Annotated in this window: 7 protein-coding genes; 2 read left to right on the plus strand and 5 right to left on the minus strand. The window is 60.2% G+C overall.

The window, feature by feature from the left end; genetic code table 11:
• Window positions 1-95 precede the first annotated feature (95 nt).
• On the plus strand, window positions 96-227 hold the full coding sequence (locus VQ042_RS18610) for a hypothetical protein (RefSeq protein ID WP_331821822.1): 132 nt from the start codon (window positions 96-98) through the stop codon (window positions 225-227).
• 674 nt (window positions 228-901) lie between these two features.
• Here the strand turns inward: VQ042_RS18610 and VQ042_RS18615 are convergent.
• The 3 genes from VQ042_RS18615 to VQ042_RS18625 all read right to left on the minus strand — a co-directional run bounded on the left by VQ042_RS18615 (window position 902) and on the right by VQ042_RS18625 (window position 4,296).
• On the minus strand, window positions 902-2,032 hold the full coding sequence (locus VQ042_RS18615) for a hypothetical protein (protein ID WP_331821812.1): 1,131 nt from the start codon (window positions 2,030-2,032) through the stop codon (window positions 902-904).
• A 270-nt stretch (window positions 2,033-2,302) separates the two neighbouring features.
• A complete protein-coding gene (locus VQ042_RS18620; protein ID WP_331821813.1) occupies window positions 2,303-3,973 on the minus strand; it encodes a DUF6119 family protein in 1,671 nt (556 codons plus the stop codon).
• Between the two features lie 107 nt (window positions 3,974-4,080).
• A complete protein-coding gene (locus VQ042_RS18625; RefSeq protein ID WP_331821814.1) occupies window positions 4,081-4,296 on the minus strand; it encodes a hypothetical protein in 216 nt (71 codons plus the stop codon).
• Between the two features lie 207 nt (window positions 4,297-4,503).
• Between VQ042_RS18625 and VQ042_RS18630 the strand changes: the two genes are divergently transcribed.
• On the plus strand, window positions 4,504-7,122 hold the full coding sequence (locus tag VQ042_RS18630) for an AAA family ATPase (RefSeq protein ID WP_331821815.1): 2,619 nt from the start codon (window positions 4,504-4,506) through the stop codon (window positions 7,120-7,122).
• A gap of 103 nt (window positions 7,123-7,225) precedes the next feature.
• Here the strand turns inward: VQ042_RS18630 and VQ042_RS18635 are convergent, their stop codons facing one another.
• Both VQ042_RS18635 and VQ042_RS18640 read right to left on the minus strand, forming a co-directional pair.
• Complete coding sequence (locus VQ042_RS18635; RefSeq protein ID WP_331821816.1) at window positions 7,226-8,311, minus strand: phospholipase D family protein; 1,086 nt, start codon at window positions 8,309-8,311, stop codon at window positions 7,226-7,228.
• 3 nt (window positions 8,312-8,314) lie between these two features.
• A complete protein-coding gene (locus VQ042_RS18640) occupies window positions 8,315-11,380 on the minus strand; it encodes an N-6 DNA methylase (RefSeq protein WP_331821817.1) in 3,066 nt (1,021 codons plus the stop codon).
• Between the last annotated feature and the right edge of the window lie 116 nt (window positions 11,381-11,496).

Below are 11,496 nucleotides of genomic sequence, written 5' to 3' on the forward strand. Positions count from 1 at the left end.
CAACGGACTGAGCGTCATGTGCTGGATGTCGGGAAAGGCTGGCCTGCCCGTCGCTCCCTGTAACGAAGGAGGACATCGTCAAGGAGACGATCTGCATGCTCGCCGGTCGTCCGATCGAAGAGGTCATCCTGGGCTCTCCGTCGGCCGGAGCCGGCGGCTCTGGCGGTTCCGGCCTCGCCCTGGCGACGCGCATCGTCGCGAATGCGGAGGCATCGCTCGCGCGATAGTAGAGCACGTCTTTGCCCGCCAGAAGGGGCCGATGAAGCTGTTCATCCGCACCATCGGCATCGTGCGCGCCTAGGTGAAGATCGGGATGGCGAATCTTGCCTACAATCTCACGCGCTTCGTCTGGCACGAGCGGAGAGGTGTGCCCGCATGACGGCGAAAGCACTATCTGGGCGCGCACCGGCGTTCGGTATGAACCCAGACGCACAGACTCCCTCGCGTCAGTGCCGTGCGGGCCGCGGCACATGGCCAAAGCCAATTTCACGCGCCTGAAACAGCCGGTTCTTCGAGGTTTCCAGCTGCAGAATGAGCTCAACCGACGACGCTACAGCAGTCACAGGGGTCTCACACCGGATCGCTCGCCGAAGGTGGATCGTCGGCTTTCGGCGGCGCGCCGCCATCACGTTAGCTTAGCATCTGAGGGCTGCCGCCGGGGGATGGGTTCGCGGTTCTACTCTGAACGGTGCCGGTTTTTGGTGCGCCGGACAGGATGAAACTGGGCACTCGTATGTGCTTGTGTTTGCTCTATGATTGCACGGGGCCTGAAATGTATGGAGCGCTGCTTCCGCTTGCTCGTTTGCATTCAGTTAGAGAGTGTCCTTGCGCGGGCTGGATAAGCCGGGGCGGCGGCAGAATGATCCAGCCGTTTCCATCGCCTACCGCGACCATTTCACCTTTAGTTACGCAAAGTGCTGGCAGCGCCCGGCACCGAGCAGTCTGTCCGAACCACAGCCATATCAGGCCCATACGGAGCTGTCAGCGCCGACACCGCTGACGGATCGAGCGGGTTAACAGCGTTTGGATTGAGAAACAGGCGGTGAAGCGGCAGTTCACTCGGCGGATTGCCTGCCCAGGCATTCACAAAGAGGATACCGGAGAGAAGACTCGCGGCCTTCCCCATCGTAAGGCCGAATACGGGCCTGACGTCGGTTTCGAACTGGCAGAATGTCCGCCGTGCGAAGGCAGCGGTGAATTGGTCTACGTAGCCCGTGAAGTTCTGGTGGAGCGCCCCGCTAACCCACGGGTGTATTACAAAAATGAGGATGAAGGGCTTATGCCGCGCAAACTGCTTGGCGTAGTTGAACGCATACTCCGCATTCTCTGCCGCCAACTTCTCCGGATCGAGTTCGCGTGCCGTCATCTGCACTCTTGCGGGCGGTCGCACCTCGAACCGGATCGCCCCGCGCAATGCTGACCTGTTCGCCTTCAGTTCCTGCAGCAGCGGCGAATATTGCGCGCTCAGAAGTGCAAAAAGCTCCGATACGGGAACATCCCAACTATCCTGCGCGAGGACGATATCGGGCACTAGGTCCTGCGAGAGGCGCTCGGTCAGGCGAGCGACGAGGTGTTCGTGAAACCCGAATGCTTTGATGTCGAAAACGACCTCCTGCGGCAAGCGGATCACGCCGTCGAGTGCGGCACCATTGGGGTTGAGGATGTCTGCGCCGGTCATTGGCATCTGGATGTCAAAATCATGCCCGCCTTGGAGGAGAAAGCCGTAGGCGCTCAGTTCGCAGAAAGTGCCATAAGTGTTGCGGCTCGTGAGGTCGAGAACGAGCTTTCCGAGGTCCTTGGGATCGGAGCCCCGAGCGGCGAGCCCATTGATCGTCGCCGCGACGACATCATTATGCTCGTCGCTGTTGGCGAGATTGAAAGCGTCCTTGTTGATCGAGGCCTTCTGCCCGGCGGCTTTATAGACATCATTCGCCGCCGTCTTCTTCAGATCGAGGCCTGCCACGAAAGTGCTTCGGCCCTCAAGCGCGCCCAGCCATTCGTGGCGGGTACGCAGAAAATTCTTAGTCGTCATAATCATTCCTCCAAAAATCGCGTTGGGATGCGCCCGCACACCTCCCACACTGTTGCAATATCAACTCTCGCTGCTGGTCTGAGCCGCCTATCGCCTCACCGAATCAAGCGTGACGGCGAGACAGGAGAAGCTGCTGAGTTTTGGTGGTACGATCCCAAACCAGCTGCAAGAGTCGTTACCCGCATGGGCAGAGATGCGCCGCAGCTCTGGGCAATGCGTAGAGCCCGGCCCGCCGGGTTGGGGCGCAGCAGGTATCCATCGTGAGTTCTGTTATTCTGCGGCCTCGGCCTGCACTTCCTGCGGCGGCTCTACCACTTCCTTCTTCTTCCGAATCTTCTTGCGGCCTTCCGCCGCCACGACCTGGTCCGCGATGAACATCACATGCCCCGGCACATCCATAAGCTGCAGCGCCTTCATCCCGCGCATGAGGCTGATACGGGAGAACAAGGGCAGGTTCAGGGATCGCCCGGCAGGGTCTTTTCGGGTCACGATACCGAAGACGATACGGTATTGCCGGTCGCGGACGAGCGCGACGAGCGCGTCGGGATCGCCGCCGCCCATGACGTCGCGGATGAGCACTTCCAGCTTATCGACGGCCTGCGGCTCCAGTCGCATTAATTCGATGGCGTTTACACCCTGGTTGAACAGATGGCTCAACTGTGCCGAAAGGGTCGAAACCTTCACATGATAAAATGTGGCGACGCCGTCGCGGACCGTCAGCAGGTCGCAAGGCTCTACCGCACTTTGCCCGTGCGGGCTGATATTCTTGGTATCGAGGCAGGCGATCGCAGCGTCGCCTGTTCCGACGGCGGCATTATATTCGCCTTCGCTGGAATGATTGTAGGGCGGTAGGTCGCTATCCGCGCATAGCGGATCGAGGTAGGCGCTCAGGCGGGCGATATAGGCATCGTCAATCCGGTACCAACTGCCTTCACAAAGGTGGAAGGTTTCGCCTTGCGCGTCGTCCAGCGCCGTATCGAACACAAGGCTTTTAAAAAGGCTGTAGCGGTCGCGGCTGTTGCCATCCTCGTCGGTCAGGACCAGCGCGTGTCGGCGCAAATCCTCGACTCCCATGGTGTTCAGGTCGATCGCGTGTTCATCTAGGTACTCGTAATACCGCCCGATATAGACATCGTCATAGACGCGGCTCCGCCCGGCACCGCCGAAAGCGGCATAAAGGTTGTCGCTGTAGTTGATGATTTCCGGCACCGTGATGTTCAGATCGGGATTGCGCGCGCGAAACGCTGCAAGGAGCCGTCCGTTCAGCGCCTCAATCTGGGCAGGGTCACGGACCGGCATGATGTTCTGGATGTCTGGAAAAGCGGCCTTGTATTCCTCGCTCTGATATAGAGTGAGGAGCTTCTCGCATAGCGCCGCCAGCCCGTCAGCTTCAACATCTGTGCTGATGCGTAAATTGCTGCCGCCTGTCGCGTGACGGAACAGCTCCTTGTGCTCGTCGCGGACTTTGCCTGTCAGACTGCGCAGGATCGTGCTGTCGCGGTCGAAATCAAACAGCGTCAGCTCGGACTCGATGGGCAGCTGGGTGCGCTGGCGCTTCGCCGCGCCGGGATCGAGCGTGTCGGTGCTTTTGAGTTTGTGCGGGTCAAGACTGTTCAATGTGACCCGGAGTCCGAAATCATATTCGTAGCCGGAGTCGATCAGGTTGTGGGCGACGTGGCCGAAGGATAGCGCGAAACAGCGGCCACCGACCGGCAGGAACACAAGGGCACCCTTGCTCACCTGCGTCAGGTTTTTCTCGACGTTGAAATATGACCTCCACCACGGCGGGCGCGGGGCGCTGTCCAGTACAAAGATCGCTGCGCCCTCCGGCAGGGCCAGCGCGCCGATATCGTTATCTAGCGCATGGTCCTCCCGCAGCGCGTTTGTCGCATCATAGCCTTCTTTGAGAAGGTAAATTGAAAACGCCCTGCTCTTTGCCATGCCGCCCCCGGCGTGATTCAAATCTCGCTGCTTAAACCAGAGATAGCAGAAAGAAGATCGGGGCGCATTTCAATGACAAACGGCCCAAGCTCAAGTATTAGCGTGGCTCATCTCTTTGAGATGTTATGGCTTTCGTCAAGACTTCTGGCGCCTACAGCCTGATAAAGCGCCCAAAGAGATTCCGATGCCGAGTCCGCAAGTGCCTTCCAATCTGGATGCGCCTGCACTTGCGCATGTTCGCAAAGTTGGCTGGCGACCGCCCGGCTCAAAAACGACGCCATATGTAAAACGTTGTGCCGCCTGTAGTCGTCCCGTTCGGGCATGTGTTGAACCTCCCTCTCGTCGGTATCCTGCGGCCATCCTATCGCGAAGCGGCTGCGGCGGCACCCGTGGCCCCTGCCCGGGCACTTCCACAGGTTACATGCTATCCTGCACTGGCGTGGATTCGGTCTTTTACTGAGAGAATATTGACGGGCTTTCGGCGCTATCAGCTATACGGCAAAAAGGGCCGCGCGCCGGGGGGCGACAGAATGAACAAGAAAGCAAACAAGACAGTACTCGAAGCCATACTCGACTGGTCGGCTGACCGTCCCCTCTGGCAAAGGGATGCGCTGCGCCGGATCGTGACCGGCGGCACTCCCGACGAGGCGGCTGTCACAGACATATTAGCCTTGTGCAAAAAGGAACATGGGGCCGAAGACGTTAAGTTGGAAGCGGCGGTGCTCGAAGCGGCCCATCTGCCAGCCACCCCAGCCGGCGGAGAATCCATAGCTCTGGCCAGTGTCAGCGACATTATGGGTGTGAACCAGCTTGCCCCGGGCCAGACCTTGCCGTTTGAGGCCACGGGACTGACGATCGTTTACGGGCCGAACGGGTCCGGCAAATCCGGTTACGGGCGTGTCCTCAAGCGGGCCTGCCGCGCCCGCAAGGCGGGCGCGATCATGCCGGACGCCTACAACCCGCCGCCAGCCGGCAAGGCGACGGGCACCTTCACAATCCTCAAGGACGGATCAGCCGAATCGCCTGTCAGCTGGACGGATGATGGCAAGCCGGACGCGGTGCTGTCGGCAGTCAGCGTCTTTGACCGAGACTGCGGATCGGTCCATGTGCAGGAAAAGAACGAAGTGGCTTTCAGGCCCTTCGGGCTAGACATTCCCGACGACCTCGCGGGCGTTTGCCAGGCGCTCAAGCAGAAGCTGGGCGCTCAAGAAACGCAGCTTCAGGCTGTTCGCGACCCGGTGTTTGAAAAGCCGACATGGAATACGGCCACGCCGGTCGGTGCGATCATGTCGGCCCTGAGCCATAACACCAAACTGGCTGCATTCGAGAAGCTCAGCGAGATGACTGCCGATGAACGCGCAAGGCTGGCGCGCCTTGACGAGGACCTTCTGAAGAACCCGGCGGAGGCCGCCGCCGAACAGCGGCTCTTTGCCGGCAACGTGCGGCAACTGATAGTGACCCTGGACAGGATTGCCACCAGCTATGACGACGAGCCACTGGTCGGGCTGAAGGCACTGGCTGATGCGGCAAGAGCTAAGCGGGCAGGGGCCAATCTCGCCGCGCGCGATACGTTCGACGGCCTTGCTATTCCCGGCGTCGGTGCGGAAACGTGGCGCACCTTGTGGGAGGCGGCGCGCCGCTACTCTGAACAAACGGCCTATCCCGGATCTCCCTTCCCGCCTGCGGGAGACGAAGCATGCGTTCTTTGCCATCAGGCGCTCAGCGCCGAAGCCAAAAACCGCTTGGAAAGTTTCGAGGCGTTCATCCAAGCCGATGCCGAGTCACAGGCGGCAAGCGCCGAGCAAGAATTCTCCGATGCACTTGCAGCGTTCAAAACGCGTAAGCTGGATGTGCGCGTGATGGCGCAGGCGCGGCAGCGCATCGCTCTTCAACATGCTAGCCTCGCCCGCAGCGTCCTGCGCTTCGTCGCCAGCGCGGATTTGCGACGGCTTAAATGCCTCCGCGCGCTTTCGTCTTCTGATGCGCTTCTGCTGCCGCCGCTCGCGTCTTCACAAAAAGTCGAACTGGAGAAACTGGCGGGCGCGCTTGAAGCCTATGCCGTGGAGCTTGATGAAGCTGCCGACGTGGAAGGCCGCAACAAACTGATCCTGGAACGCGATTCCCTAAAGGACCGGACCGCCATCCCTGATCTGCGGGAAACCGCCAAGAAGGAAATCAAGCGCCTGGACGATCTGCGGATACTGCGCGCCTGTATCGCGGACACGGCGACCAACGCCATTACAAAGTTGGGGAATGACATCGCCGATAACGTCATCACTCCCAAGATGCGCGACCAGTTTCAATCGGAAATCGTCCGTCTCGCCGCAGAAAAGGTCCGCGTAGAAATTGTGCGTTCAGGCGGGCAATATGGCTCCCCCCACTATCAGGTGCGCCTCTTTGCCAACCCGAAAGCCAAGGTCCACATGGTGCTGAGCGAGGGTGAGCAAACATGCGTGGCACTGGCGGCGTTCCTCACCGAACTGGCGACGGCATCCCATAAATCCGCGCTCGTGTTTGATGACCCGGTGACATCGCTCGATCATCGCTGGCGCGAAAAAGTGGCGGAACGGCTGGTCGAAGAATCCAAGGCGCGCCAAATCATCGTTTTCACCCACGACATGGTTTTTGTGAACGACCTACACGACAAGGGCGTTCGCGAAGGCCTTCCCATGAAGCTTGTCAGCCTGTCGCGCGGCCCTGCCGGCACCGGCATGGTCAGCGAAGGATTGCCTTGGCAGCATGCCAGCATCCGTGACCGTATCGACAAGCTGGAAAAGGCGGCAAGGGAAGCGCGCAAGCTCTATGATGGGAACGATGAAGAGGGATATCGCGACACAGCCGTGAAGATTTATGACCGGCTGCGGGCAACGTGGGAGCGCGGGCTCGAAGACGTGGCCTTTGCCGGGGTCATCCACCGGCACAGGGATTATATCGACACCAAGAACCTGAAAAGAGTGACGGTCATCGAAGGCGCGGATGTCGAAACTTTTCGCAAGAACTTCAAGAAATGCAGCGACCTGGTAGAGGCACATGACCCATCGCGGGCACGGGACGGTACCGTTCCTCCACCGGACGATATTCTGGCGGACATCAAAATCCTCGCCGACTGGGCGGAATCGATCAGGACAAGACAGAATGCCCTGAACTGATAGCGTGAGAAAAACAGGTGTTCGCCGTTAAGGCGGAGGTGGACAGAAAGACGGACCGGGGCCCTTCGACGAAGACGGAAGACGCGCCTGACGTCCCCTATTCCTACAACAGCCCCACAATCCGGCTCGTCGCGACTGTGCCCAGCCGATATAAGGCTTGCCGCTGTGCCGAAGCCTGTCGCCACGAACGCGCCAAGTCTGAATCCCACGGCGTGACAATCAACTCGAATGAGCCGTCCACCAGGCGGCGAAACATGACGGCCGTGTCGGCATATTCGAATCCGCCCTGTGCAGCGGTCGGTAAATTCATACGTTCCATACGATTATTGCCGTGCCATGTCAGACGACGGTCGTTCCATGTACGCGCACCGCTGCGAAGAACCGGCTCCCCGATCGTCAAATTGTGCGGGTAGTCGTATTGCGTGAACATAAAACCGAAAAACCTGTGACCGCCGCGCGGCAGTTCAAGCTGGTTGCGTGAACCGCCTTGCAGGGCTTCGCCGTGAATCCACATCGCGCCGTAATTTGCGGGATTAACAACACCCGTTTCGATGGCGACCCTGAATAACGGCAACCCACCAACATCTATAGGCGTGGGCGGCGCTACGGGCTGCGCTTCCTGTTCTATTTCTGCCGGCGGCGGCTGCGCCTGTCGCAGCGCCGCATACGCCTGCAGCAATTCCTCGGAAAGGGGCGTTGTATCAAAACGCGCGCTCGCCATAGCGGCATCGATAGACGCGCGGGGAACATCCTGTTGAAGCCACGCGGCCTCCGTGTTCACGCTGAACCCGCGACTGGTGAGGTTGGCAGAACCGATCAGCGCGCTACAGCTCTGCGCGTCTCTGCCGAACGTGTAGAGCTTGGGGTGAAATGCCCGCAGCGGCATCAGTGAGCCTTGGGCAAGCCTTTGTGCCCCCGAGACATGCACTGTCGCATTTCCCGACTCCTGCCAACGGCGCAGGGCTTGCGGCTCGGTGAGACCGAAGTCGAATGATGTCACAAGCGTCTTCGGTATGGCGGCAAACGCCGCAGGGGTGAGGGAATCGGCGAGCGCGTTGAGCAGGATGCTGGCACCGCCGAGCGTGACATAGGCTGATGCCACACGCACGTCGGTCGCGCCCGCCGCGATCATATCAACAACGGCATTGCGCATATTCGCAGGCGTTGCGGCATTCTGTACGATCAGCACGCGTCACCCTTCCTCGATCACATCGGGATCGATCGTTGCCGTCGGTGTTGCGCCTAATACAAGCGCTGCAGTAGCTTCAAGCTGCGGCAACAACGGCGATGCTTCGAGCAGCGCCCGCAATTTCCGGCGGCGCGCCGGGAGAGCCTTTGCGGGGTCGCTCAAATAAGCATCTGTCGTGCAATGACTGGCGGCAAGGGCGGCAAGGTCCTTTGCCAAACCAGCGATCTTCTTATGATCGTCATTGCCAGAATCGTAAGCGGGCATCATTCGGTATGGCAGTGTATGAAGATGCCGTTCGCCAAAATCCCCCTTCGGGTTGAACGCGAGGGTAGCGTTGGTCAAGGCAACGCTATTGAGCATGCCGACTTGGAACCACGCTTCCCGTTCATCCGTGACGACATTCCAGTAGATGGTCTGGTCAACGACTATGTCCTGCGCCTGCGCGAGCGGAACGCACGCTGCGCATATGATCTTGCCGCCGGCACCGGCCAGTATAAGATAGCCATCGGCACCGAAGACCTGCTTGGACAGCTTGCCCCTCTCATCGACGCGCTCTTGCAGTGATTTCCCTTTTCCGACCGCCTTGAGTTTCTGGTTTATCGCCGCGAAGCGCCGCGCCGTCTGGGTAAATCCCTGCCGACGGATTTCAGACTCGTCGAGAATGCTCCACGTCCCATCTGCCGCGCGCAGCGCCGGCAAGGCCAGGGGCGCACGATGGACGCCGAGAACAAACGGAAGCAGGTTTTCCGACTGCGCCATACGGAAGATGAAGCGGGGCGCGACGTGACCGGGAAAGCGTTCGGCGGCCATTTCCTTGGCCGACTTAATCGTAAAGCCCCAGGTAGACGCGCGTGTCGGCGTGTCGACGCGGTATTCCGCTCCTGAGGCTTGGATAATATCGACGCACACGGCTGTGCGCGGCATGAGATCGGCCCCTTGCTGCGGCAGGCGTCCTCCGCCACCGGCCGCCGCCGGACTGCCGCCCTTTTGGAGCACCCATGCGCTCCGGGCCGTGCCAATATTGCGGATAGAAAAATCGGCGGTGTCCAGTCCCGCGTCTGTCGCAACGAGACCGGCAAAGGCAGGTCGTGGAAGCCCGGTCGTATCCGTCCTCTTGTTGCCGATCAGCGCCGCGCCCGGATATTTGAAGGTTCCGGGAGCGACCTGCCACACCTCGGCAATGTCGAACGGCACCGGGCGTTCGCTGTTCAGGAATTCATGCTGCCGCAGCCGCTCGTGATGGTTCCCGTTCAGCACCGTACCCGGCACAAGGCAGGCGACGGAGGCGTCCGGCCCGAGATACCGGTCGATGGCATGAAGCAGATGCATCGTTCCCAGCTCAAGATGGAGAAATGACTGACCCGCAGGTTGGATGCCGTACAGTTTTGCCCTGCCTTTGAGCAGGTCCCTGTACGGATTATCAGCCAGCCCGCTCATCGTCAGCCACGGCGGATTGGAAACGAGCCCGTTAAAATGTCCGGTCAAAAGACCCGGCCTGTATGTATTGCGCAGGATGAACGCCCATATGCCGTTGCGTCCCGCAACGGCCAGTTCGGCCATGCGATGCGCCAGCGGGTAAAGCGCGGCAGAGAGCTGTTTGTGAAGTTCGGGCGACAGGCTTACGCCGAACGCCGCGATAGCGCCATTGAGAAAGCTGTCCGCGTCCGCTTTACTGAAAGCCGCAACAGTGCCCCGCCGCTGCGCTTCGCGCGCTTCGTCATACGCCCAGTCCACAATGCGGTCGAAAAAGTCGCGATATGCTGGCTGCACCAGCGCCGTCGGCAGCTGAATCGTCACACCGTCAAGCGATACGGGAATCGTATCGCTCTCGCCAACCAGTGGCACCGATGCTGAAACCGGCGTGACGGCGAACAGCGAATCCGCATGATAGACGGGGATCACAATCGGTTTCGTCGCGGCCTTGATCTCGACCGACAGGCTGACAACCCATGTGGTCTTGGCCAGACTGACGGCCAACGGGTCAATATCAAAGCCGGTCGCGACATCTTCAAGCTTGTCGATGGTGGAGAAGCCGAAGCGGGCTTTGGTTGCCTTGATAATTTCAGCGAGCATCGTGCCGGACCCGCAGCACATATCGACGATGCGCGGGCTCTCGCCCTCGGGAAGACCGTCGAGGCAGCGATCAGCAAGCAGCCGGGCGAGCCAGTGCGGCGTCCATTCCTGACCGAGCAGCTTGCGTTGGCTGCGGCGGGCGAGTTGCGCCATAAGGCGGCCAAACAAATCCTCTTCGGGATACCAGCTGAAATCATAGGCATAGAGGTCACGCTGGAGGTCGCGGGCCACTGCCACAAGCCTGTCCATATACGCAGGCCCCAGAAGCCAGCCGAAATAATCCTGCTCGACGACATTCTCAAGTTGGAAATTGTGACGGAAGAAATCGCCATTGAGAATCGCGCGCAGCTCGTTGTCCGTGCTCAGCACAGCCTTTCCCGTCAGGACGTTCGCGCTCAGCAGCCGCGCCAGAATGGTCACGTAGGCTTCATCGACATACGCGGCCGTGCGGAAGGTGCCTGTCGGGCCCTCAAGGTGATCGACAAACCGGGACCAGAGTTCGGTTGCCAGGCTGGCTGACGGCTCGGCCGTCCGCCCCTCGTCCACAAGCGACGACAAGGGCGCGGCACTGCTTTGGTACGCGACCGAGTCCATGCCAAGGTCGGAAGCGAGGAATTCGGCGCGCAAAGGCCGGGACTGTTCGCGCGCCAGATGCTTTCGGATGAAAGCGCCGAGTCTCTCGGCGGAGACGGCGCTGCCGTCTGCCAGCTTCAGCTCGTCAATAACGACCAGCGAAATATCAGTAGCCGTGCAGGCGGATGCATCTACGCCGGGCGTCAGCACGGCATCATAGGCATACCATTCGACTGTATCGGACAGCACGCCCCGCACAGTCGAAACCGGCATGCCAGCCCGCACGAGCCCTGCGGCCTGTTCCTGCACCTGCGCGTACCCGGTGTCGCGTTTCACATTGTTGCGCAGGTCGGATTCGTATTCGATCGTGGTCGAACCCACGAGGTTATCGATGAATCGGGAGACTGCCTTGCCGGAGGCCATGCCGAGGGGATGTCCCGAAGTTTGTTGAACTTCGGCGAGCGGCGTTGCCGGATTGAAGGTTACGCGGCCCTGGAAACAGGGGCAACGGGCTTTTCGGCGAGGCGCTCTCGATGGGC

Source organism: Aurantimonas sp. A2-1-M11, from assembly GCF_036549475.1.
Taxonomy (GTDB): domain Bacteria; phylum Pseudomonadota; class Alphaproteobacteria; order Rhizobiales; family Rhizobiaceae; genus Aurantimonas.

Bases quoted from the DNA above. Each gene is read 5' to 3' on its own strand.
- VQ042_RS18625 (WP_331821814.1), bottom strand. From the start codon at position 4,296: ATGCCCGAACGGGACGACTACAGGCGGCACAACGTTTTACATATGGCG.
- VQ042_RS18610 (WP_331821822.1), top strand. From the start codon at position 96: ATGCTCGCCGGTCGTCCGATCGAAGAGGTCATCCTGGGCTCTCCGTCG.
- VQ042_RS18640 (WP_331821817.1), bottom strand. From the start codon at position 11,380: ATGGCCTCCGGCAAGGCAGTCTCCCGATTCATCGATAACCTCGTGGGT.
- VQ042_RS18615 (WP_331821812.1), bottom strand. From the start codon at position 2,032: ATGACGACTAAGAATTTTCTGCGTACCCGCCACGAATGGCTGGGCGCG.
- VQ042_RS18620 (WP_331821813.1), bottom strand. From the start codon at position 3,973: ATGGCAAAGAGCAGGGCGTTTTCAATTTACCTTCTCAAAGAAGGCTAT.
- VQ042_RS18630 (WP_331821815.1), top strand. From the start codon at position 4,504: ATGAACAAGAAAGCAAACAAGACAGTACTCGAAGCCATACTCGACTGG.